The organism is Kitasatospora sp. NPDC052896 (assembly GCF_044547075.1).
In the GTDB taxonomy this organism is placed as follows: Bacteria; Actinomycetota; Actinomycetes; order Streptomycetales; family Streptomycetaceae; genus Kitasatospora.
Genome location: NZ_JBITZU010000001.1, coordinates 236,998 through 258,573 on the forward strand (window position 1 = coordinate 236,998; position 21,576 = coordinate 258,573).

The window sequence follows — 21,576 nt, forward strand, 5'->3', positions numbered from 1 at the left end:
CGGGGGGGGGGGGGGGGCCCCCCCCCCCCCCGCCCCCCCCCCCCCCCCCCCGCGCGGGCCCCGGCGCGCCCCCCCCCCGCCCCCCCCCCCCCCCCCCCCCCCCCCCCCCCCCCGGCCCGAAGAGCTCCGTCAGGAGCGCTGGGTCACTTGACGGTGACCTTGGCGCCAGCGGCCTCGAGGGCGGCCTTGGCCTTCTCGGCGGCGTCCTTGGCAACCTTCTCCAGGACCGGCTTCGGGGTGCCGTCAACGAGGTCCTTGGCCTCCTTCAGGCCGAGGGAGGTCAGGGCGCGCACCTCCTTGATGACCTGGATCTTCTTGTCGCCGGCGCTCTCGAGGATGACGTCGAACTCGTCCTGCTCCTCAGCGGCCTCGGCCGGGGCGGCCGGGCCACCGACGACGGCGACGGCGGCCGGGGCGGCAGCCTTGACGTCGAACTTCTCCTCGAAGGCCTTGACGAACTCGGAGAGCTCGATGAGGGTCAGCTCGGCGAACTGCTCGAGCAGCTCTTCCTGGGACAGCTTCGCCATGATGGCGTCCTTCCACTAAATCGGCAGGTGCCGGATGTACGGGATGGCGGGCGTACGGGCCCGCTGCGACCGGAGGTACCGGACGCTGAGCGTTCAGGCCGGAGCCTGATTACTCGGCAGCCTCGGTGGTGTCCTCGGCCTCGGCGGGAGCCGGCGTACCGGCACCGCCCTGCTCGACCTTCGCCCGGAGCGCCTCGGCAGTGCGGGCGAACTCCACCAGCGGAGCCTGGAAGGTAGCCGCGGCCTTGGCCATGGACGCCTTCAGGCCGCCGGCCAGCTTGGCGAGCAGCACCTCGCGGGACTCGAGGTCCGCGAGCTTCTTGATGTCATCGGCGGACAGCGCCTTGCCATCAAGGACACCGCCCTTGATGATCAGAGCGGGGTTCTCCTTGGCGAAGTCACGCAGAGCCTTCGCCGACTCCACCGGGTCACCGGCGACGAAGGCGACAGCCGTCGGACCCGCGAACAGGTCGTCGAGCTCGTTGATCCCGGCCTCGTTGGCAGCGATCTTGGTCAGCGTGTTCTTCACCACGGCGTACTGGGCGTTCTCGCCCAGCGAGCGACGCAGGGTCTTGATCTGCTTCACCGTGAGACCGCGGTACTCGGTCAGCACGGCCGCGTTGGAGCTGCGGAACTTGTCCGCGATCTCCGCGACGGCAGCGGCCTTGTCGGGCCTTGCCATAGGCTTACGCCTCCTTCCGTGATGTCGAGGTCGGCCGACCTTGGACCAGTCGACCTACTGCGCCTCGGACCGCACGGAGAAGGAAGCTCCTGCACAAAACAGTGAGAGCCCCGGTGCGCAGGCGCACGGGGCTCAAGAGAACCTCGACGGTGGCACGGCAAGCCGCGCGGACCGGAAGTCCAAGCTCCAAACACTCCTGCGCGGGCTGCCTGCGACGAAGCGCAGATCCTTCGGCCACCCGTCTCCTTGCGGACACGCGGCGACAACCAGCGGTCTTTGGCTTGGACGACTGTACCCCATCCCGGGAACCTCGACCAAATCACCGCATCACCGGCACCTGGGGCCAGGACCCGCCCGCCGGACGGATCCTGGCCCTGTCCTAGTCCTGGGTGTCGCTCTCGGCCGGGGCCTGGACCGCGAAGGCGCCGCCGTAGTCGCTGTAGTCGACGGTGTGCTCCAGGGTGCCCTGGCTGCCGCTGCCGAGCAGGTGCAGCTGGACCGGCTGGTCCTTGTCGTTCAGCCAGAGGTCCAGGGTCAGGGTGGTCACGCCGCCCTGGGAGAGCGCGCCGGCCAGCGCCTGGGAGCGGGCGGGGGTGAGCAGCGCCTGCTGGGCGGCGGCGTAGTCGGCCACCGTGACGGTGGCCTGGTAGTGCTCGGTGCTGGCGTCGCCGACCTTCTCCTCCCCCAGCAGCTGGAGGTCGGGGGCGGCTGCCGCGGCGGTCACCGCGTACAACGGGTTGATCTGGTCGATCAGGGTGGAGAACGGGATCTCCGGGCGGCCGTCCGGGCCTGTCGTCTCGTCGGTCTTCTGCCAGTGCTTGCCGCCGAGCTTGGCCGCGGTGGCCGCGTCGCCGCCCTGGTAGGCCACGGTGTCCAGGACGATCAGCTGGTCGGTGGCGCCCGGGGTGGTGTGGGTCAGCTGCATCACCGTGCGCGGCGCCCAGAACAGCACCCCGTCCGCGCTGTCCACGTCGGTGGCCGCCGGACCGGTGAACTGGTAGCTGAACTTGGCCCGACGGGCCGACTGCAGCTCCAGCGCGGAGGAGAGCATCACCCCGCGCGGCGAGCGGTCGGTGGGCCGGGCCCCGGTGGGGGACGGCGAGGCGGTGGACGGGGAGGGGGACGGGCCGGCCCGGTGCGACGAGCCACCGCAGGCGGCCAGGCCGCCGATCAGCCCGGCGGCCACCACCAGCGCCGCCGCCCTCCGCCGTGCTGCCACGTCCGCCTCCTGGTCCCGTTCCGTCCCTTCAGGTTGCCACGCGACCGCTCAGCAGCTCCGGGCGGGCCGGGTCAGCCGCCCAGCGCGCCCACCAGCTTGGCCGCGTCCGCCGGGCTGATCAGGTCGTTCGAGGCCGGAGTGGCGACGCTCACCGCGGTGCCGAAGTCGGTGTAGCCGACCGTGAGCGCCACGGGGGCCGCCTGGGCGGAGCCGCCGGAGCTGCTCTCCTTCTGCTGGACCAGCTCGCCCTTGGCGTCCAGCCAGAAGTCCGTGGTGACGGTCGAACCGGGCTGCAGCAGGGCGAGCACGGCCTGGCGGTGGGCGGCGTCCAGCGCGGTCAGCCCGTCCACCAGGGTCTGGGCCGGCACCGTGCTCCGGTAGTGCTGGGTCGGCACACCGTTCACGGTCTCCGCGCCGACCGCGCTGAGCTCGCCGCTCTGGGTGGCGGCACCGAGCTGGAGGGCCGGGTCGAGCAGCGCGGTCATCGCCTGCAGCTGGGCGCCCTGGCCGCCGGCGGCGGTGGAGAGCTTCAGCCAGTGCTTGCCACCGGTCAGCGCGGCCTGCTGGGCGTCGGCGCCGAGGTAGGGCTGGCCGTCGACCACCCGGACCTGGACCGGCTGGCCGGCCTCCGTCATGGTGACGTCCAGGTCGCCCTGGCCCTGCCAGGAGTACACCCCGTTGCCGTTGTACGGCGCGCCCAGGGTGACCTTGGCACTGCCGAGCTTCTGCATCTGCGCGGCGGCGGCCAGCAGCGCCACCTTCGGGCTGCCGGCGGCGCTCCCGGCGGCCGGAGCAGCGGCGCCGGCCGACGAGGCGGCGGCCGGCGCCGGGCTCTTGGCGCTGCTCCCGCAGGCCGACAGGGCACCCAGCAGCAGCGCGGTGGCGGTAACCGTCGAAGCGATCCGTACAACTCGCACGAACATCCCCTTTTGAGCTGAATTGCTCATCTCGGACGACAGCGGACTCCAGTCGAGAGAACGGACTGCCGGGCGGGGGGATTCGGTTCCCGGGCGCGGGAACGCCGAAGGGCCCGTACCCCGGGAAGGGGTACGGGCCCTGACGGTGCTTCAGAACCTTGTGGTTCGGACCAGGTGGGTCAGACCGACGCTGTGCCCATGGGCTGGTCCTGCCACCTCGCTCGCAAGCTCGCTCGGCGTCAGACCGACGCTGAGCTTCCTGGCTGGTCCTGCCACCTCGCTCGCAAGCTCGCTCGGTGTCAGACCGACGCCGGGTCCTCCTCGACGAGGAGGTTGCGGGTGCGGTTCGGGTCCACCTGGATGCCGGGGCCCATGGTGGTGGAGACCGCGGTCTTCTTGATGTAGCGACCCTTGGCGGCGGACGGCTTGGCCCGGAGGATCTCGTCCAGCGCCGCGGCGTAGTTCTCGACCAGCTGCTCGTCGGTGAAGGAGGCCTTACCGATGATGAAGTGCAGGTTCGAGTGCTTGTCGACGCGGAACTCGATCTTGCCGCCCTTGATCTCCGTGACAGCCTTCGCCACGTCCGGGGTGACGGTGCCGGTCTTCGGGTTCGGCATCAGACCACGGGGACCGAGCACGCGGCCCAGGCGGCCGACCTTGCCCATGAGGTCCGGGGTGGCGACGACGGCGTCGAAGTCCAGACGACCCTTGGCCACCTCGTCGATCAGCTCGTCGGAGCCGACGATGTCGGCGCCCGCAGCCTCCGCAGCCGCGGCACGGTCGCCGGTCGCGAAGACCAGGACCCGGGCGGTCTTACCGGTACCGTGCGGCAGGTTGACGGTGCTGCGGACCATCTGGTCGGCCTTGCGCGGGTCGACACCCAGGCGCATGGCAACCTCGACGGTCGCGTCGAACTTGGTGGTGGAGGTCTCCCGGGCGAGGCGGATGGCCTCGAGCGGGGCGTACAGGCGGCCGGGCTCGACCTTGATGTCGGCGGCCTTGAGGGCCTTGCTGCGCTTCACTGCTGCTCCTGATTGCTTGGAGTCGTGGTGTACGGGCCGCGCCGGCCCTACCACGCGGGACTGGCTCGCGTCAGTCCCAGGGATGGGGAAGGAGGTCAGCCCTCGACGGTGATGCCCATGGACCGGGCGGTACCCGCGATGATCTTCTCCGCGGCGTCCAGGTCGTTGGCGTTCAGGTCGGGGAGCTTGGTGGTGGCGATCTCACGGACCTGGGCGCTGGTGAGCTTCGCGACCTTGGTCTTGTGGGGCTCGCCGGAGCCCTTCTCCACGCCCGCGGCCTTGAGGATCAGCTTGGCGGCCGGCGGAGTCTTGGTGATGAAGGTGAAGCTGCGGTCCTCGTAGACCGTGATCTCCACCGGCACGACCATGCCACGCTGCGACTCGGTCGCGGCGTTGTAGGCCTTGCAGAACTCCATGATGTTGACGCCGTGCTGACCCAGCGCGGGGCCGACCGGCGGGGCCGGGTTGGCCGCACCGGCGTTGATCTGGAGCTTGATAAGCCCCGTGACCTTCTTCTTCTTGGGAGGCATGTCTCTCCGGGTCCTTCCTTCGATGGGTGTGCGTACGGCTCCGGGGCGACACCCGGCTGTGGGTACACACAGCTGACCAGGCTAACGCTTGCGCGTCGCTGGACCAAAACGGGTTCGGGGTGGGGCCGTGGCCCCACCCCGAACCCGAAGATCTGGACTAGTTCTTCTGGATCTGGTCGAACGACAGCTCGACCGGGGTCTCCCGGCCGAAGATCTCGACCAGGCCCTTGACCTTCTTCGAGTCCGGGTTGATCTCGTTGATGGTCGCCTGCAGGGTCGCGAACGGGCCGTCGGTGACGGTGACCGAGTCGCCGACCTCGAAGTCGAGCACCTGGATCTCGACCGGGCGGACCGGCGAGGCCTTGCCGGCCTCCTTCGCGGCGGCCCGCTCGACGTCGGGGGCGAGCATCTTGACGACCTCGTCCAGGGTCAGCGGGTACGGGTCGTAGGCGTTGCCGACGAAGCCGGTGACACCCGGGGTGTTGCGCACCACGCCCCAGGACTCCGGGGTCAGCTCCATGCGGACCAGCACGTAACCGGGGAGCTTGTTCTGCCGGATGGTCTTGCGGTCACCGTTCTTGATCTGGACGACCTCCTCCTGCGGCACCTCGGCCTGGAAGATGTAGTCCTCGACGTTGAGCGAGACGGCGCGCTGCTCCAGGTTCTGCTTCACCCGGTTCTCGTAGCCGGCATAGGTGTGGATCACGTACCACTCGCCGTACATGCCCTTGAGTTCCTCGCGGAACTTGGCGACCGGGTCGGTCTCGACCTCGGCCTCCTCGACGGCGGCCTCGTCACCGGCCTCGGCGGACTCGGCGACCAGCTCCTCCTCGGTCACCTCGTGCATCGCGGCCTGCTCGGCCGGCAGGCCGGCCTCGGCCTCGTCGGCCGCCTGGACCTCGTCCTCGTCGCTGTCCACGGCGTCGACGATCTGCTCGGCGTCCGCGGTGCGGGCGCCGGCCTCGGCGTCGTCGGCAGCCTCAGCCGCATCCTCGGCGGCGACATCCGCAGCCGCCTCGCGGACGGTCTCGTCGGCGTCGTACAGGGGGGACTCAGACACGGTGGCTGCTTCTTTCCTGGAGGGGTGGAGATGGTACGCGTCCGCGCCGCAACCGCTCGCGCCGGCGACGCGGGCGTGGTGGGTTACGGCTCGACGTCTCAACAGTACCGAGTCAACGGTAGCGGGCTCGTCCGGTCGACGCCGACAGCGCGACCCGGGCCGTTGGTCCGGCCCGGGTCGTGGGGGGTGCTGCGGCGGCTGTCCGCGCGGATCAGCCGAAGATCAGGAAGGTCAGCTTGGCGAAGCCCGAGTCCAGCCCGGCCACCACGCCGATGATCACGGCGACGAACACGACCACGACGCTGGTGTAGCTCATCAGCTCGCCGCGGGTGGGCCAGACGACCTTGCGGAGTTCCGCGATGATCTGCCGGTAGTACAGCCCGATGCGGGCGAACAGGCCGCGCTTGGCGCGCTTGCCCGACTTCTTGTCGCCACCGCCGGCGCGCTTGCGCTCGCGCCGCGAGAGGGTCTTCTCGGCGCCCTCGGCGACACCGTCCGACGCCGCGTCGGCGCCCTCGTGGTTGCCGCTCTCAGGCGTTGCGGTGGAGCCCGTGGTCTCCGTCACTCGTCCTCACCTGAATCCGGGTCCTGCCGAGTGTCACTGACGTACTCCTGGTGAGTACGGGCGATCCGGCGAAAGGCAGTACTGAACAGGGCCCTCTCTGCATCAAGCCCGCTCGCTCTGGTGGAGCGAACGGGCTGACACGGAAAAAGCAGCAGGGCACGAGGGACTCGAACCCCCAACCACCGGTTTTGGAGACCGGGACTCTACCAATTGAGCTAGTGCCCTACAGTGCCTCACGGCACTTGAGATGTCCCCAACCTACCCCATCGATCCCCCTGCGCGGTGAACGCCCGGGTGATGCGGTGCGGCCGGAGCCATCGATCAGTGAGTGTACGGGTTCCTCGGCGTTTGGTCGAACCTCTTCCGGAGCAACCCCTCCGACGGATCCGCAGGTACGGATCGTGAAACCCCGCCGCACGCGCCCTGCGGGTTCTGCGACCATGCAGGTATGAGCGCTTCTTCCTCCGCCCACACTGCCCCCGCCGACCGCCGGGTCTCCGCTCGGATCGGCGCCATCGCGGAGTCCGCGACCCTCGCCGTCGACGCCAAGGCCAAGGCTCTCAAGGCCGCCGGCCGCCCGGTGATCGGCTTCGGCGCCGGCGAGCCTGACTTCCCCACTCCGGACTACATCGTCGCGGCGGCCGTCGAGGCCTGCCAGGACCCGAAGAACCACCGGTACACCCCGGCCGGCGGGCTGCCCGAGCTCAAGGCGGCCATCGCGGCGAAGACGCTGCGCGACTGCGGCTACCAGGTGGACCCCTCGCAGGTGCTGGTGACCAACGGCGGCAAGCAGGCGATCTACGAGGCCTTCGCGGCCATCCTCGACCCGGGTGACGAGGTCATCGTCCCGGCGCCGTACTGGACCACCTACCCGGAGTCGATCCGGCTCGCGGGCGGCGTGCCGGTCGAGGTGGTGGCCGACGAGACCACCAACTACAAGGTCTCGGTGGAGCAGCTGGAGGCCGCCCGGACCGAGCGCACCAAGGTCGTCCTCTTCGTCTCGCCGTCCAACCCGACCGGCTCGGTCTACACCCGGGCCGAGACCGAGGCGATCGGCCGCTGGATCGCCGAGCACGGCCTGTGGGTGCTCACCGACGAGATCTACCAGCACCTGGTCTACGGGGACGCCGAGTTCAGCTCGCTGCCCGCGCTGCTGCCGGAGCTGGCGGACAAGTGCATCGTGGTCAACGGGGTGGCCAAGACCTACGCGATGACCGGCTGGCGGGTCGGCTGGCTGATCGGACCCAAGGACGTGGTGGCCGCCGCCGCCAACCTCCAGTCGCACGCCACCTCGAACGTCAACAACGTGGCGCAGCGGGCGGCACTCGTGGCGGTGAGCGGTGACCTGTCCGCGGTGGACGAGATGAAGGCCGCCTTCGACCGCCGCCGGCGCACCATCGTGCGGATGCTCAACGAGATCGAGGGCGTCTACTGCCCCGAGCCGGAGGGCGCGTTCTACGCCTACCCGTCGGTCAAGGCGCTGCTGGGCAAGGAGATCCGCGGCCGCCGTCCGCAGACCTCGGCCGAGCTGGCGAGCCTGATCCTGGAGGAGGCCGAGGTGGCCGTCGTCCCGGGCGAGGCCTTCGGCACCCCGGGCTACCTGCGGCTCTCCTACGCGCTGGGCGACGCCGACCTGGCCGAGGGCGTCGGCCGGATGCAGAAGCTGCTGGGCGAGGCCCGCGACTGATCCCGGCGGTCCCCCGGAACGTGGCGCCCCCTTCACCCCTTCGGGGGACCTGAAGGGGGCGCTTCCCGTTCCGGGGGTGGATGCGGCAGGATCAGCGAATGGACCACCTGTCAGGCTCCCGCGACCTCCGGCAGCTGCCGAAGGCCCATCTGCACCTGCACTTCACCGGCTCGATGCGCCCGGCCACCCTGCTGGAACTGGCCGAGAAGCACCGGGTGCGGCTGCCCGAGGCGCTGAGCTCGGGGCAGCCCCCCAGGCTGCGGGCCACCGACGAGCGGGGCTGGTTCCGCTTCCAGCGCCTCTACGACACCGCGCGCTCGGTGCTGCGGGACGAGCAGGACATCCGCCGGCTGGTCCGGGAGACCGCCGAGGACGAGCTGGCGGACGGCTCGCGCTGGCTGGAGATCCAGGTGGACCCGACCTCCTACGCGCCCCGGCTGGGCGGGCTGATCCCGGCGCTGGAGCTGATCCTGGACGCGGTGCGGGAGGCCTCCGCCGCCACCGGGGTGGGGATCCGGGTGCTGGTCGCGGCGAACCGGATGAAGTCGCCGATGGACGCCCGGACGCTGGCCCGGCTGGCCGTCCGCTACGCCGACCAGGGCGTGGTGGGCTTCGGCCTCTCCAACGACGAGCGGCGCGGGCTGGCCCGCGACTTCGACCGGGCCTTCGCGATCGCCCGGAAGGCCGGGTTGCTGGCCGCCCCGCACGGCGGCGAGCTGGCCGGCCCGGAGTCGGTCCGGGACTGCCTGGACGACCTGGGGGCCGGCCGGATCGGCCACGGCGTGCGGGCCGCCGAGGACCCGCGGCTGCTCCAGCGACTGGCCGACCGGCAGATCACCTGCGAGGTCTGCCCGGCCTCCAACGTGGCGCTCGGGGTCTACGAGAAGGCCGAGGCGGTGCCGCTGCGGACGCTCTTCGAGGCGGGCGTGCCGCTCGCGCTGGGCGCGGACGACCCGCTGCTCTTCGGCTCCCGGCTGGCCGAGCAGTACGAGCTGGCCCGCCGGGTGCACGGTTTCTCCGACGCCGAACTCGCCGAGCTGGCCCGGCAGTCGGTGCGGGCCACCCGGGCGCCGGAGGAGACCCGCAAGGAGCTGCTGGCCGAGATCGACGCCTGGCTGGCGGCCGAGTAGCCGGGGCCTGTCCCCTTCCTACGGCTCGACTCCCTACAGCTCGACGCCGACCAGGACCGGCTCGTTGACCAGCTCGACGCCGAACGACGCCCGGACGCCGTCCCGGATCTCCCGGGCCAGTGCGAGCAGGTCCTCGGTGGTGGCCCGGCCGCGGTTGGTGAGCGCCAGGGTGTGCTTGGTGGAGAGGGTCGCCGGGCCCTTGCCGTAGCCCTTGCCGAAGCCGGAGCGGTCGATCAGCCAGGCGGCGGAGGTCTTGGTGTGACCGTTCGGCGCGGGGTAGGCGGGCGCGGCCAGGTCGCCGAGCCGGCTCAGGAACGCCTGGTACTCGTCCGGGGTGAGGATCGGGTTGGTGAAGAACGAGCCGGCCGACCAGGTGTCGTGGTCGGCCGGGTCCAGCACCATGCCCTTGCCGCCGCGCAGTGCCAGCACGGTCTGGTGGGCGGTGCGCAGCGGCACCCGCTGACCGGCCTCGACGCCGAGGGTCCTGGCCACCTCGGCGTACCGGACCGGGCTGGAGGCACCGTCGGCCCGCTCCAGGCCGAACCGGACCCGCAGCACCACGTAGCGCTCGGGGGTGGCCTTGAAGCGGCTGTGCCGGTAGGAGAAGGCGCAGTCGGCGTTGCCGAGGGTGACCGTCTCCCCCAGCTCGCGGTCGTAGGCGACCACCTCGGTGATGCTGCCGGCCACCTCCTGGCCGTAGGCGCCGACGTTCTGCACCGGGGTGGCGCCGGCCGAGCCGGGGATGCCGGCCAGGAACTCGATGCCGGCCAGGCCCGCCTCCACCGTGCGGGTCACCGCGTCGGCCCAGACCTCGCCCGCGGCCAGCTCCAGCGCGGTGCCGTCCAGGGTGAAGCCGGTGGTGGCGATCCTCAGCACGGTGCCGTCGAAGCCGGCGTCGCCGATCACCAGGTTACTGCCGCCGCCGATCACCAGCAGCGGCTCGCCGGCGTCGTCGGCCGCGCGGACGGTGTCGATCACCTCGGCGTCGGTCTCCGCGACGACCAGGCGGCGGGCCGGGCCGCCGAGCCGGAGGGTGGTCAGCGGGGCGAGGGGGGCGTTTTCGAGTACCTGCACGCCCTTAGCGTACGGGGACCGCCGCGACCGACCGCCCGCGGCGGCGGCCGGACGCGGTATCCCCCGGTGGCCGGTCAGGCCTCGACGCGCTCGAGCGGCACGGGGGCCGGCCCGGCCGGGGCGTCGCCCGGCCGGCGGCGCGGGAGCAACGTGGCGGCGACGGCCGCCACCGCGACCGCCGCGGCGCCGGTGTACAGCGCGGGGACCAGGCCGTCGACGAAGGTGTGGGCGGTGCCGTAGCCGCCCCGGGCGGAGAAGACCGAGGAGAGCACGGCCACCCCGAGCGCCCCGCCGACCTCGCGCATCGCGTTGTTGGCGCCGGAGGCGATCCCCTGTTCGTGCGGGGCGACGCTGGCCATCACCAGACTGGCGGTGGGCGCGAAGTAGAGCGACATGCCGACCCCGCAGACCACCAGGGTGGGGATCTGGGCGCCGTACGAGCTGCTGTGGTGCGCGATGGTGGCGAACATCGCCAGGCCGAGCGCCTGCAGTGCCAGCCCGGTGACCACGATGGGCCGGCCGCCGATCCGGTCGGAGAGGGCGCCGGCGAGCGGCGAGACCAGCAGCGGCATCCCGGTCCAGGGCAGCATCCGCACGCCGGCCTCGGTCGGAGTGGTCCCCAGCACGCTCTGCAGGTACTGGCTGATCAGGAAGATCGAGCCGAACATGCCCAGGAACATCAGCAGGCTGGCGACGTTCACCGCGGTGAAGGCGCGGCCGCGGAAGAGCCGCATGGGCAGCATCGGGTGCGCGGCGCGCAGCTCGTGGCGGACGAAGCCGGCCAGGAAGCCCGCGCCGGCGACCAGGCCGGTGAGCACCGGCGCGCTGGTCCAGCCGTCGGCGTTGCCGCGGACCAGGGCGAAGACCACGCCGAACAGGCCGAGGCTGACCAGTACGGTGCCCGGCACGTCCAGCGCCCGGCCGGTGCCCCGGCTCTCGGTGAGCCGGCGGAGGGCGAACGGGAGCAGCAGCAGGCCGATCGGCACGTTCAGCCAGAAGATCCACTGCCAGGAGAGGTGCTGGGTGAGCGCGCCGCCGATCAGCGGGCCGGTGGCGACGGCCAGGCCGTTGACGCCGGACCAGATCCCGAAGGCCGCCCCGCGCCGGGCTTCCGGCACCGCGGTGGTGAGCAGGGTCAGCGTCAGCGGCATCATCACCGCGGCGCCGGCGCCCTGCACGGCCCGGGCGACGATCAGCGCGTTGATGCCCGGGGCGAGCGCGGCAGCGGCCGAGCCCGCGGTGAAGACGGTCAGGCCGGCCAGGAAGAACCGGCGGCGGCCGAACCGGTCACCGAGCGCGGCGCCGAGCATCAGCAGCACCGCGAAGGTGAGGGTGTAGGCGCTGACGGTCCACTCCAGGTCGGAGAGGCCGCCGCCGAGGTGGGCCCGGATGGACGGCAGGGCGGTGGTGACGACGAGGTTGTCCAGCGAGGCCATGAAGCCGGCCACGCTGGTGATCACCAGGGTCCAGACCGCGGTGCGGCCGAAGCCCGGCGTGCGGTCGGTGCTGTCCTGCATCGGAGGTTTCCCCCTATTAGTAGTTATTGATCAATAACTTCTGTGGGTCGAAAGAAGGGCCCGCTCCCGCGGGCCCTTCTCCGGCTACTCGGCCGACTGCTCGGCCTTCTCCTCGTCCCCCTCGTCGTAGAAGGCCCAGATCGGGTGTTCCATCGGGAAGCCCATCGCGACCAGGGCGTTGATCAGCATCCCTTGACCGAAGAACTCGGCGGCGCCGAGGTGGTCACCGCCCATCCGCAGCCGGCTGTTCTCCCAGAGCTCGACCCAGGACGCCCGGACCGCTTCGCCGAGCTCGACGTCACCGCCCGCCTCCGCGCCGGCCACCGCGACCTGCATCTGCATCTGCATCAGCAGCTGGTCACGGTCGGCGATGAACTCCAGGTAGGCCGCACCCATCGCAGCCCGCGCCTCGGCGCCGGTCAGCCCTTCCGAGGCCCGGTCGAAGGCCTGCCAGACGTCCCGGCAGCAGCGCCGGCAGGCCTCGATGAAGATCGCCTGCTTGCCGGGGAAGAGCCGGAAGAGGTACGGCTGCGAGACCCCGACCCGGCGGGCGATCGCCTCGGTCGAGGTGCCGTGGTAGCCGCCCCGGGCGAACTCGATCAGCGCCGCGCGGATGACGCTCTCGCGCCGCTCCTCGGCCGTCATCCGGATGCTCGCCCTTGCCATGGGCGATAAGTTAGTGGCCAATCACTACTTGGTCAAGCGGGAAAAACGGGCGGGCCCACCCGGGGCCCGCCCGTCGTCGCCCGTCAGGCCAGCTGGACCACCGCGCGGCTCATCCCGAGCACCTTCTGGCCGGCGCTGGTGGCGACCAGGTCCACCCGCACCCGGCGGTCCTCCAGCAGCGCGGCGACCTTGCCGGTGACCTCGATCACCGCGCCCACGCCGTCGTTCGGGACCACCACGGGCTTGGTGAAGCGGCAGCCGTACTCGACCACCGAGGCCGGGTCGCCGGTCCAGTCGGTGACCACCCGGATCGCCTCGGCCATGGTGAACATGCCGTGCGCGATGACGTCGGGCAGGCCGACCTCCAGCGCGAACCTCTCGTTCCAGTGGATCGGGTTGAAGTCGCCCGAGGCACCGGCGTACTGGACCAGGGTGGCCCGGGTCACCGGGAAGCTGCCGGCCGGGAGCTCGGTCCCGACCTCGACCTCGTCGAAGCTGACGGCCATCGTTACTCCCCCGCCTCATCGGTGGCCGCCCGCGCGACCAGCGTCATCAAGGACGTCACCACGTGCTCGCCGCCGTCGTCCAGCAGCTCGCCGCGGACCGTCAGGACATCGTTGCCCGCCAGCGACTTGATGGCGTCGATCGAGATGACCACGCTCAGCCGGTCGCCCGCGCGGACCGGGCGGGTGTAGGCGAACTTCTGGTCGCCGTGCACCACCCGGCTGAAGTCCAGCCCCAGCTCGGGATCCTCGACCACCTGGGCCGCCGCCCGGTAGCTCAGCACGAACGGGAAGGTCGGCGGGGCGATCACGTCCGGGTGACCGAGGGCCTTGGCCGCCTCCGGGTCCCGGTAGGCCGGGTTGGCGTCACCGATCGCGGTGGCGAACTCGCGGATCTTCTCCCGACCGACCTCGTACGGCTCGGTGGGCGGATACGTCCGCCCGATGAAGGAGGGGTCGAGCGGCATGGACTACTCCTCAGATTCCGTGGTGCGAATACGACTTCAGGCCGCACCCCGACGGGATGCGGCCTGAAGGCGAGGACCTGGTGCTCACACGGGCCCGATGACTCCCTGCGGGGTCAGCGGGTCTCGCGGTGGGCGGTGTGCGAGTTGCAGCGGGGGCAGTGCTTCTTCATCTCAAGACGGTCCGGGTCGTTGCGCCGGTTCTTCTTGGTGATGTAGTTCCGCTCCTTGCACTCCACGCAGGCCAGCGTGATCTTCGGGCGGACGTCGGTGGCAGCCACGGGAGTGCCTTCCTTGGACAATGGGTGATGACACGACAAGAGTAGCCGATCGGGAGTACGACCTCCCGATCGACTACGCGGGGTAGCGGTGACCGGACTTGAACCGGTGACACAGCGATTATGAGCCGCTTGCTCTACCAACTGAGCTACACCGCTTTGGATGATCGAGATCCCAGCGAAGTGGAAATCCCGCTCACCAGAGCCCCCATGCGGAATCGAACCGCAGACCTTCTCCTTACCATGGAGACGCTCTACCGACTGAGCTATAGGGGCGAACCGGTCGAACGAGGAAGACATTACACGGTTCCGGCCCAGAGATGAAATCCGTATCCGGGCCGGAAGATCGCAGGTCCGAGGGCCGCACGGGCGGGCGGAGCGAGGCCGGGCGTTCGGCCGACCGGCGACTCGCGCGAGCCTCCCGGCTCCGTACCCGCGCGGACCATAGGCTCGGCCGCCAGTGATCGCTCTGCCCCGACCGTTCCGGCCCGCGGGACGGGGGCGGCAGGGCGACGGGCACAGCAGGACTGGGAGGAGCCGGCCGATGAGCGCGAACAGCGCACCCGCCGACGGACCAGAACCCGGCCCGACCGGCCCCGGTGGCCCGCCCTCGCCGCCGCACACCGGCCCGGAGGGGCCGCTCAGCCACGGGCCGGTGCTGCTGCTGGCCGGCGCCCGGCTGGTCGACGGGCGCCTGGTGGACGTCCGGATCAGCGGCACCCGGATCCAGGCGGTCGGCACCGCCGGCAGCCTCGGCCCGCTGCCGCAGAGCGCCCTGCCCTGCGGCAGCGCGACGGTGACCGGTGCCCGGATCGACCTCACCGGCTACCTGCTGCTGCCCGCCCCGGCCGAGCCGCACGCGCACCACGACAGCGCCTTCTCCGCCACCGTGCCGCCGCCCACCGCGCTGCCGGCCGCGCCGCCCGCGACGCCGGCCGCCGCCCCGGGCGATCCGGAGACCCCGACGGAGCTGGTCCGCCGGGTCACCGAGGCCGCGCTCACCTCGCTCGGCTACGGCGCCACCGCGCAGCGCACCCACGTCCGGATCGGCGACGTGCACGGGCTGCGCCGACTGGAGGCCGTGCTCACCGCCCGGCAGGCGCTGCGCGGGCTGGCGGAGCTGCAGGTGGTGGCCGTCCCGCGGCTGCTGACCGGGGTCGCCGGCGCGGACGGCCGGGCCCGGCTGCGCGAGGCGCTCCGGCTCGGCGCGGACGCGATCGGCGGCTGCCCCGAGCTGGACCCGGACCCGGTCGGCTACGTGCAGACGCTGGCCGGCGCGGCGCTGGACTTCGACTGCCCGGTCGATCTGCACACCCGGGCCGCCGACCAGGCCCAACTGGCCAGGATCACGGCGGCGTTGGCGCCGCTGCGACCGCGGGTGGCATTCGCGCCGTGCGACCGGCTGACGCCCGGCGGGGCAACCGTTCTGCGGACGGCCGGAGTTCGGGTGGTCTGCCTGCCGCAGAGCGGCTCCTGCTGCGGGGTGGACGGTCAGCCCGAGGGATTGAGTCCCCTGCTGGTGAGGGAGTTGATCGACCGTCAGATCGCCCTGGCGGCCGGCAGCGGGGCGCTGCGCGACCTGGCCAACCCGGTCGGCCGGGCGGACCCGCTGGAGGCCGCCTACCTACTGGCGGCGGGCGGCGGGCTGGGCACGGTGGCGGCCTACGAGGCGGTGAGCAACCAGGCCCGGCTGGTGATGGGCCTGCCGCCGGTCCGGGTGGATGCCGGGTTCCCGGCCGAGCTGCTCGCGGTGCGCGGGGACAGCCTGGCCGGGGCGCTGGCCGGCGGACACAGCCGGCTGGTGGTGCACAGCGGCCGGGTGGTCTCCCGGACCAGCGCGGTACGGGAGTTCGCGGACACCGTGGCGCTCGCCCTGCCCCGGCAGAGCGGGCACCGCTGAACCGGCTCAGCGGTACTCGCGCAGCCGGGGGCGGACCCCGAGGACGCTCAGGCCGACCACGAGCAGCAGCAGGACCCCGCCGAGCACCGTGGTGCCGGTGCCCAGGTCGCCGTCGGCGGCCGAGACTGCCTGGTCGAAGGCGTGCTGGTTGATCCCGATCACGTTGTCGAAGGCGTTGCTCAGCACCGTGAAGTCGCCGTCGGACTGGCCGGGCGCGGTGCCGGTGTCGAAGGCGATGGCGTCCGACAGCTCCCCCTCGGCCTGGAGCGAGCGGATCTTCCGGTCGTCCGCCTGGTAGGTCTGGAACGAGGTCAACACCTTGTCCGCGGCGGCCTGTTCGCCGGGGAAGGTGATGTTGCGCAGCTCGTCGCCGAGGTAGCCGCCGAACCCGACCTTGGCCGGATCGGCCAGCACGGCGGCGGTCAGCGGGGCGAGTCGGCCGTCGTAGCTGTCCAGGGTCGCGCCGTCGATCTGGACGATCGACTGGGTCTTGTCGAAGAAGCTCTGCTGGTAGGCGACGGCCCGGGAGGGGTCGGTGAGGTAGCGGCTCTCGTCGGCGTTGCTGTCGTAGGCCACCGCCTTGGCCCGGCTGAGCGCGATCACCGAGTCGTAGGCGTTGCTCTTGGCCACCACCAGGTGCTGGTCGGCTCCGGAGGCCAGCGACAGCAGGTAGACCAGGCCGGCCGCGGTGAGCACGGTGGCCAGCGCGAGCGGCGGGTTGACCACCCGGCGGAACCGGACCGCCAGCGTGCGCTGCAGGGCCAGCAGCGCCGTCAGCGCGAGCAGGCCGACGATCAGCAGCCACCACCAGCCGGAGCCGAGTGCGGCCCGCTGGGAGCGGTAACTCCCGTCCACGACGGCCGCGTTGCTGTTGGCCACCTGGTCGGCCGCGGGCAGCAGCCGCTGCCGGAGCAGGTCGGTGGCCTGCTGGTAGTCGGCCAGCGCGTCGGCCGGCGGCTTGCCGGGCTGCGCCTCGGCCGTGCTCTCCTCCAGGTCGGAGCGGGCCACCAGGGCCTCGTACTGGCCCAGCGCGCCCAGCACGGCGGCGACCGCCTGCTGCCCGGAGGGGTCGTCGGCGCTGGCCTCGGCGGCCTGCTGGAGGTCCTGGTCGGCCTGGGCCCGGCGCTGCTGGTAGGTGTTCTCGACCGCCTGGCGCTCGGCGGAGTCGGCCGGGGCGGCGCCGACCAGCAGCAGGTTGGCCGCCTGGGCGTCCAGGTCGCTGAGCGCGAAGTAGAGGTCGGAGGCCCGCTCGGCCTGCGGCGCGGCGCGGTGGCCGATGGTGTCGATGCTGTCCCGGGCGCCGCCCAGGACGGTGCCGGCGACGGCCGCCAAGGCCAGCAGACCGGCCAGGCTGAGGCCGGTGAGCGCGCGGACCCGGCGCGGGGTGGTCCAGTAGGCGTCGGTGAGCAGCCGGTTCCTGGTCCGGCCCGGTGCCGCGGCGGAGGGACCGGTGCGGGGATCGCGCGGCGCGGGAGCCGCCCCGGCCGTACCCGAGCCCGTCTCCGCCGACAGGCTCTCCCCCGGTACGACCGTCGCTCCTGCTCCCGCTGCCATGGCCGCGCGTCCCCTCCCCATCACCTGGCCGCCGGTCGGGACGGACCCCGGTCGGGGTCCGCCGTGTCCGGCGCGGTCCAGCTCCTGACCCGGTATGGGACCGGGCTCCCCCACGGAGCGGAGCGGAACCGTTTCCTCACGACTGACGCTAGGCCCGAGGCGATCGATTCTGCTCCGTCCTGACGCCCCCTTGGCGCCGCGAGCGCCGGTCTTGACGCACCCTTAGCGCCCGTGGGGTCCTAGGGCTCGTAGCGGTAGCCGATGCCGGGTTCGGTGATCAGGTGCCGGGGTCGGGCCGGATCCTGTTCCAGCTTGCGGCGCAGGCCGGCGAAGTAGACCCGCAGGTAGTTGCCGCGCTCCTCGTGGTCCGGCCCCCAGACCGTGCGGAGGATCTGCCGACCGGGCAGCAGCCGGCCCGGGTTGCTGAGCAGCATGGTCAGGATCCGCCACTCGGTCGGGGTGAGCCGCAGCTGGCCCTCAGCGCCGTCGGCGCGCACCACCGTGCAGGCCGCCAGGTCGATCAGGTGGTCGCCCAGCACGGCCCGGGTGCCGGGCGCGGGGGCGGCCGGGCGGCGCAGCACCGCGCGCAGCCGGGCGAACAGCTCGTCCATCAGGAAGGGCTTGGTGACGTAGTCGTCGGCGCCGGCGTCCAGCGCCTGGATCTTGTCGTCGGCACCGCTGCGGCCGGAGAGCACGATGATCGGCACCGGCAGCCGGCTGCGCAGCCGGTGGATCACCTCGACGCCGTCCAGGTCCGGCAGGCCCAGGTCGAGCAGCACGGCGTCCGGCCTGGTCCGCTCGGCCGAGTCCAGCGCGGCGCTTCCGGTGTCGGCGGTGGCCACGTCGTACTTGCGGGCCCGCAGGTTGATCCGCAGCGCGCGCAGCAGCTGCGGCTCGTCGTCCACCACCAGGATGTGGCTCATGCCGGCACCTCGAACGGCCGGCGGCGCGGGTCGGTCGGCTGGTTCACAGGGTCCCCTCCTCGGCTACCGGCAGGGTGAGCAGCATCGTGGTGCCACCCCCGGGGGTGTCCTCGACCTCCAGGGTGCCGCCCATCGCCTCGGCCAGGCCGCGGGAGAGCGCGAGGCCCAGGCCCACGCCGCTGGTGTTGTCGGTGTCACCGAGCCGCTGGAAGGGCAGGAACACCCGGTCGCGGTCGGCGGGCGGAATGCCGGGACCGCGGTCGGCGATCCGGATCTGCACCTGGTCCTGATGCGCGCTGGCGGTGACCAGCACAGGCGCGCCCGGCGCGTTGTGCCGCAGCGCGTTGGTGATCACGTTGGCCAGCACCCGCTCCAGCAGCGGCGGGTCGGCCAGCACCGCGGGCACGTGGTCCAGGTCGAGCGGCTGCACCGGGACCTGCGGGTCGGGCAGTGAGTCGAGCGCCCGCGGCAGCACCTCCTCCAGGTGCACCGCGGCCAGGTTGAGGGTGAGCGCGCCGGCCTGCAGCCGGCTCATGTCGAGCAGGTTGTCCACCAGCCGGTTCAGCTTGACCAGCGACTCGTCCGCGGTGGCCAGCAGCTCGGCCTGGTCCTCGGGCGAGAACTCGACGTCCGGGCTGCGCAGCGAGCCGACCGAGGCCAGCGCCGCGGCCAGCGGGGTGCGCAGGTCGTGGCTGACGGCGGCGAGCAGCGCGGTGCGCATCCGGTCCGCCGCCTTGATCGGCTCGACCTCGGCGGCCACCGCGGCCAGCCGGTCGCGCTCCAGCGCTGCGGCGACGTGCGCGGCGAAGGCGGTCAGCACCCGCTGCTCGTCGGCCGGCAGCCGACGGCCGGCCAGGATCAGCAGCGCGTCCGAACCGACCGGCACCTCGGTGGTGTCCCGCTCTGCGGCCTGCTCGCCCGAGCCGTCGCTGCGGGCGATCACCTCGCCGGTGGCGCGGGAGAGCAGGGCCACCGAGTCCAGGCCGAAGGTGGTCCGGGAGTGCTCCAGCAGGGTCGGGATGGCCGAGCCGCTGCCGCCGCTGCTGCTCTCCCGGGCGCGCAGCACGCTGCCGGCCAGCGTGCTGAGCGTCTCGGCCTCGGCGGTGGCCCGGGCCGCCCGGCTGGTCTGCCGGCCGGCCCGGTCCACCACGGTGGAGACGGTGAGCGCGACCGCCGCGAAGACCAGCAGCGCTATCCAGTTGTTGGTCTCGCCGATGGTGAAGGTGTGCACCGGCGGGATGAAGTAGTAGTTCAGCAGCAGCGAGGCGACCAGCGCGGCCACCAGCGCGGAGACCGCGCCACCGAGCAACGCGACCGCCACCACTCCGAGTTGGAAGAGCAGCGCGTCGGTGGTCAGGTTGACCGTGTGGTGCAGCTGGGAGAGCAGCGCGGTCAGTGCGAAGGGCAGCAGCAGGCCGGAGCCGAAGCCGGCCACGGTCCGCCGCCGCGAGTGCCGGCGCCCCAGCGAGGGCAGCCGGCCACGCCCGGTGAACTCGTGGGTGACCATGTGGACGTCGATGTCCTCGGACTGGTCGACGGTGGTCTCGCCGATGCCCGGGCCGGTCAGGAAGCGGTTGACCCGGCCGCGCCGGCTGGTGCCGAGCACCAGCTGGGTGGCGTCGTTGGCGCGGGCGAAGGCGAGCAGCGCGCTCGGGATGTCGTCCCCGACCACCACGTGGTAGCTGCCGCCCAGGGTCTCCACCAGCTGGCGCTGGGTGGCCAGCGCCGCCGGTGAGGCACCGGCCAGCCCGTCGCTGCGGGTGACGTGCACCGCCAGCAGCCGGTTGTCGCCCTGGCCGCCGATCGTGCGGTCGGCGATCCGGGCGGCGCGGCGGATCAGGGTCTCCCCCTCCGGCCCGCCGGTGAGCGCGACCACGACCCGTTCGCTGGTCTCCCAGACCCGGTCGATGCGGTGGGTGGACCGGTACTCGCGCAGCCCTTCGTCGACCCGCCCGGCCACCCAGAGCAGGGCGAGCTCGCGCAGCGCGGTCAGGTTGCCGACCCGGAAGTAGTTGGTGAGCGCGGCGTCCACCTTCTCGGCCTTGTAGACGTTGCCATGGGCCATCCGGCGCCGGAGCGCCTGCGGAGCCATGTCGACGAGTTCGATCTGGTCGGCCCGGCGCACCACCTCGTCCGGCACCGTCTCCCGCTGCGGGATCCCGGTGATCTTCTGGACGACGTCGTTCAGGCTCTCCAGGTGCTGGATGTTCACGGTGGTGATCACGTCGACGCCGGCGGCGAGCAGTTCCTCGATGTCCTGCCAGCGCTTGGCGTTGCGGCCGCCGGGGATGTTGGTGTGCGGCAGCTCGTCGACCAGCGCCACGGACGGCCGGCGGGCGAGCACCGCGTCCAGGTCCATCTCGCGGAACTCGGTCTCCCGGTAGATCCGGTGCAGTGCCGGGACGATCTCCAGGCCGTCCAGCATGGCCGCGGTGTGCTTGCGCCCGTGGCACTCGATCCAGCCCACCACCACGTCCGCCCCGCGTTCCTGTCTGCGACGGGCCTCGTCCAGCATCCGGTAGGTCTTGCCGACACCGGGGGCCGAACCGAGGTACACCCGTAGCCGGCCGCGCCGTGCCGAGGCGCCGGGGCCGAGATCGCGAGCCATGGAGGTCTCTTTCACGCAGGATGGGCGGAAACGTGGGCGGGCCGGCCCGGACGCTCGGGGAGATCATCCCCGGGCCCGGGCCGGCCGCTTCACTCGATCTGACGAAGCGTCATTTCGTCTCGCTGAGTGCCTTGTTGAGCAGGAGGACGTTCACCCCGGGGTCACCGAGGAAGCCGACCGAGCGGCTCTCGGTGTACTTGTCGACCAGCTTGGCGACCACGTCGGTGGGCAGGTCACGGGCCTTGGCGACCCGGTTGATCTGCTCCTTGGCGTAGGCGACCGAGATGTCCGGGTCCAGGCCGGAACCCGAGGAGGTGATCGCGTCGGCCGGCACGGTGGCCGGGTCGACGCCGTCGAACTGGGCGACGGCCTGACGGGCGTCCTGGACCGACTTCAGCAGCTTGTCGCTGTTCGGACCCAGGTTGGTGGGGCCCGACGCCGTCGGGTCGTAGCCGGTACCGGCCGCCGAGGGGCGCGGCTGGAACCACTTCGGGTCCGGCTGGGCCTGCTCGTTGGGGTCGTTCGGGTTCTTCTTCGGCAGGTTGAAGTTCTGGCCCAGCAGGCTGGACCCGATCTCCTGGCCGCTCGCGTTCTTGACGATCGAACCGTTCGCCTTCTGGCTGAAGGCGACCTGGCTGATCCCGGTGACCAGCAGCGGGTAGGCGACACCGCAGATCACGGTCATCACCAGCAGCATCCGCAGCGCGGTGAAGTGGGTGCGAACGGAGGTGGGCAGGGGCTTGGGCATGA

21 protein-coding genes and 3 tRNA genes are annotated in these 21,576 nt (G+C 72.1%); 3 read left to right on the forward strand and 21 right to left on the reverse strand.

What is annotated here, in order from left to right; genetic code table 11:
- Positions 1 to 143: 143 nt before the first annotated feature.
- From rplL to ACIGXM_RS01110, 9 genes are all read right to left on the reverse strand, one after another.
- Positions 144 to 527, reverse strand: a complete 384-nt coding sequence (gene rplL / locus ACIGXM_RS01070) for a 50S ribosomal protein L7/L12 (RefSeq protein ID WP_396555488.1) — start codon at positions 525 to 527, stop codon at positions 144 to 146.
- A 109-nt stretch (positions 528 to 636) separates the two neighbouring features.
- Positions 637 to 1,209 (reverse strand): 50S ribosomal protein L10, encoded by a 573-nt coding sequence (rplJ, locus tag ACIGXM_RS01075; protein WP_396555490.1) that lies wholly within the window; start codon positions 1,207 to 1,209, stop codon positions 637 to 639.
- Positions 1,210 to 1,588: 379 nt separating this feature from the next.
- A complete protein-coding gene (locus tag ACIGXM_RS01080) occupies positions 1,589 to 2,428 on the reverse strand; it encodes a hypothetical protein (protein WP_396555492.1) in 840 nt (279 codons plus the stop codon).
- 71 nt (positions 2,429 to 2,499) lie between these two features.
- Complete coding sequence (locus ACIGXM_RS01085) at positions 2,500 to 3,345, reverse strand: hypothetical protein (RefSeq protein WP_396555494.1); 846 nt, start codon at positions 3,343 to 3,345, stop codon at positions 2,500 to 2,502.
- Positions 3,346 to 3,644: 299 nt separating this feature from the next.
- Entirely contained in the window at positions 3,645 to 4,367 is a 723-nt protein-coding gene (rplA, locus tag ACIGXM_RS01090) for a 50S ribosomal protein L1 (protein ID WP_396555496.1), read from the reverse strand.
- Positions 4,368 to 4,462: 95 nt separating this feature from the next.
- Positions 4,463 to 4,897 (reverse strand): 50S ribosomal protein L11, encoded by a 435-nt coding sequence (gene rplK, locus ACIGXM_RS01095; protein ID WP_396555498.1) that lies wholly within the window; start codon positions 4,895 to 4,897, stop codon positions 4,463 to 4,465.
- Between the two features lie 157 nt (positions 4,898 to 5,054).
- Entirely contained in the window at positions 5,055 to 5,957 is a 903-nt protein-coding gene (gene nusG, locus ACIGXM_RS01100) for a transcription termination/antitermination protein NusG (RefSeq protein ID WP_396555500.1), read from the reverse strand.
- Between the two features lie 211 nt (positions 5,958 to 6,168).
- The gene (secE, locus tag ACIGXM_RS01105) at positions 6,169 to 6,522 is read right to left on the reverse strand and encodes a preprotein translocase subunit SecE (protein ID WP_396555502.1); all 354 of its coding nucleotides are present in this window, start codon (positions 6,520 to 6,522) and stop codon (positions 6,169 to 6,171) included.
- 152 nt (positions 6,523 to 6,674) lie between these two features.
- Positions 6,675 to 6,747, reverse strand: a tRNA-Trp gene (locus ACIGXM_RS01110).
- A gap of 223 nt (positions 6,748 to 6,970) precedes the next feature.
- On the opposite strand from ACIGXM_RS01110, the gene ACIGXM_RS01115 reads away from it, so the two are divergent.
- The gene (locus ACIGXM_RS01115; protein WP_396555504.1) at positions 6,971 to 8,209 is read left to right on the forward strand and encodes a pyridoxal phosphate-dependent aminotransferase; all 1,239 of its coding nucleotides are present in this window, start codon (positions 6,971 to 6,973) and stop codon (positions 8,207 to 8,209) included.
- A gap of 98 nt (positions 8,210 to 8,307) precedes the next feature.
- On the forward strand, positions 8,308 to 9,339 hold the full coding sequence (locus ACIGXM_RS01120; protein WP_396555506.1) for an adenosine deaminase: 1,032 nt from the start codon (positions 8,308 to 8,310) through the stop codon (positions 9,337 to 9,339).
- Positions 9,340 to 9,372: 33 nt separating this feature from the next.
- Here the strand turns inward: ACIGXM_RS01120 and ACIGXM_RS01125 are convergent, their stop codons facing one another.
- The 8 genes from ACIGXM_RS01125 to ACIGXM_RS01160 all read right to left on the reverse strand — a co-directional run bounded on the left by ACIGXM_RS01125 (position 9,373) and on the right by ACIGXM_RS01160 (position 14,117).
- Positions 9,373 to 10,413, reverse strand: a complete 1,041-nt coding sequence (locus ACIGXM_RS01125; RefSeq protein ID WP_396555508.1) for a UDP-N-acetylmuramate dehydrogenase — start codon at positions 10,411 to 10,413, stop codon at positions 9,373 to 9,375.
- Positions 10,414 to 10,487: 74 nt separating this feature from the next.
- Positions 10,488 to 11,930, reverse strand: coding sequence for a DHA2 family efflux MFS transporter permease subunit (locus ACIGXM_RS01130; protein ID WP_396555510.1), 1,443 nt, complete (start codon positions 11,928 to 11,930; stop codon positions 10,488 to 10,490).
- Positions 11,931 to 12,014: 84 nt separating this feature from the next.
- Positions 12,015 to 12,596: a TetR/AcrR family transcriptional regulator gene (locus ACIGXM_RS01135; protein WP_396555512.1), complete on the reverse strand. Its 582-nt coding sequence runs from the start codon at positions 12,594 to 12,596 to the stop codon at positions 12,015 to 12,017.
- An 83-nt stretch (positions 12,597 to 12,679) separates the two neighbouring features.
- Positions 12,680 to 13,102, reverse strand: coding sequence for a MaoC family dehydratase (locus ACIGXM_RS01140; protein ID WP_396555514.1), 423 nt, complete (start codon positions 13,100 to 13,102; stop codon positions 12,680 to 12,682).
- Positions 13,103 to 13,104: 2 nt separating this feature from the next.
- Positions 13,105 to 13,566: a MaoC family dehydratase N-terminal domain-containing protein gene (locus tag ACIGXM_RS01145; protein ID WP_396555516.1), complete on the reverse strand. Its 462-nt coding sequence runs from the start codon at positions 13,564 to 13,566 to the stop codon at positions 13,105 to 13,107.
- Positions 13,567 to 13,679: 113 nt separating this feature from the next.
- The gene (gene rpmG, locus ACIGXM_RS01150; protein ID WP_006604855.1) at positions 13,680 to 13,844 is read right to left on the reverse strand and encodes a 50S ribosomal protein L33; all 165 of its coding nucleotides are present in this window, start codon (positions 13,842 to 13,844) and stop codon (positions 13,680 to 13,682) included.
- A gap of 83 nt (positions 13,845 to 13,927) precedes the next feature.
- Positions 13,928 to 14,000 (reverse strand) — tRNA-Met (locus ACIGXM_RS01155).
- 44 nt (positions 14,001 to 14,044) lie between these two features.
- Positions 14,045 to 14,117, reverse strand: a tRNA-Thr gene (locus ACIGXM_RS01160).
- Positions 14,118 to 14,385: 268 nt separating this feature from the next.
- Here ACIGXM_RS01160 and ACIGXM_RS01165 point away from each other — a divergent pair.
- Positions 14,386 to 15,741: a hydrolase gene (locus tag ACIGXM_RS01165; RefSeq protein WP_396555518.1), complete on the forward strand. Its 1,356-nt coding sequence runs from the start codon at positions 14,386 to 14,388 to the stop codon at positions 15,739 to 15,741.
- 6 nt (positions 15,742 to 15,747) lie between these two features.
- Here ACIGXM_RS01165 and ACIGXM_RS01170 read toward each other — a convergent pair whose 3' ends face one another.
- The 4 genes from ACIGXM_RS01170 to kdpC form a co-directional block, all read right to left on the reverse strand.
- A complete protein-coding gene (locus tag ACIGXM_RS01170; RefSeq protein ID WP_396555520.1) occupies positions 15,748 to 17,295 on the reverse strand; it encodes a hypothetical protein in 1,548 nt (515 codons plus the stop codon).
- A 239-nt stretch (positions 17,296 to 17,534) separates the two neighbouring features.
- Positions 17,535 to 18,218 carry a response regulator gene (locus ACIGXM_RS01175; protein ID WP_396555522.1) on the reverse strand — a complete coding sequence of 228 codons (684 nt, stop codon included), beginning with the start codon at positions 18,216 to 18,218 and terminating at the stop codon, positions 17,535 to 17,537.
- Positions 18,219 to 18,261: 43 nt separating this feature from the next.
- Positions 18,262 to 20,826 carry an ATP-binding protein gene (locus tag ACIGXM_RS01180; RefSeq protein WP_396555524.1) on the reverse strand — a complete coding sequence of 855 codons (2,565 nt, stop codon included), beginning with the start codon at positions 20,824 to 20,826 and terminating at the stop codon, positions 18,262 to 18,264.
- Between the two features lie 109 nt (positions 20,827 to 20,935).
- Positions 20,936 to 21,574, reverse strand: a complete 639-nt coding sequence (gene kdpC / locus ACIGXM_RS01185) for a K(+)-transporting ATPase subunit C (protein WP_396555526.1) — start codon at positions 21,572 to 21,574, stop codon at positions 20,936 to 20,938.
- Positions 21,575 to 21,576 lie beyond the last annotated feature (2 nt).

Bases quoted from the DNA above. Each gene is read 5' to 3' on its own strand.
- rplL (WP_396555488.1), bottom strand. From the start codon at position 527: ATGGCGAAGCTGTCCCAGGAAGAGCTGCTCGAGCAGTTCGCCGAGCTG.
- rplJ (WP_396555490.1), bottom strand. From the start codon at position 1,209: ATGGCAAGGCCCGACAAGGCCGCTGCCGTCGCGGAGATCGCGGACAAG.
- rplK (WP_396555498.1), bottom strand. From the start codon at position 4,897: ATGCCTCCCAAGAAGAAGAAGGTCACGGGGCTTATCAAGCTCCAGATC.
- ACIGXM_RS01115 (WP_396555504.1), top strand. From the start codon at position 6,971: ATGAGCGCTTCTTCCTCCGCCCACACTGCCCCCGCCGACCGCCGGGTC.
- ACIGXM_RS01120 (WP_396555506.1), top strand. From the start codon at position 8,308: ATGGACCACCTGTCAGGCTCCCGCGACCTCCGGCAGCTGCCGAAGGCC.
- ACIGXM_RS01130 (WP_396555510.1), bottom strand. From the start codon at position 11,930: ATGCAGGACAGCACCGACCGCACGCCGGGCTTCGGCCGCACCGCGGTC.
- ACIGXM_RS01135 (WP_396555512.1), bottom strand. From the start codon at position 12,596: ATGGCAAGGGCGAGCATCCGGATGACGGCCGAGGAGCGGCGCGAGAGC.
- ACIGXM_RS01140 (WP_396555514.1), bottom strand. From the start codon at position 13,102: ATGGCCGTCAGCTTCGACGAGGTCGAGGTCGGGACCGAGCTCCCGGCC.
- ACIGXM_RS01145 (WP_396555516.1), bottom strand. From the start codon at position 13,566: ATGCCGCTCGACCCCTCCTTCATCGGGCGGACGTATCCGCCCACCGAG.
- ACIGXM_RS01165 (WP_396555518.1), top strand. From the start codon at position 14,386: ATGAGCGCGAACAGCGCACCCGCCGACGGACCAGAACCCGGCCCGACC.
- ACIGXM_RS01170 (WP_396555520.1), bottom strand. From the start codon at position 17,295: ATGGCAGCGGGAGCAGGAGCGACGGTCGTACCGGGGGAGAGCCTGTCG.
- ACIGXM_RS01175 (WP_396555522.1), bottom strand. From the start codon at position 18,218: ATGAGCCACATCCTGGTGGTGGACGACGAGCCGCAGCTGCTGCGCGCG.
- ACIGXM_RS01180 (WP_396555524.1), bottom strand. From the start codon at position 20,826: ATGGCTCGCGATCTCGGCCCCGGCGCCTCGGCACGGCGCGGCCGGCTA.
- kdpC (WP_396555526.1), bottom strand. From the start codon at position 21,574: ATGCCCAAGCCCCTGCCCACCTCCGTTCGCACCCACTTCACCGCGCTG.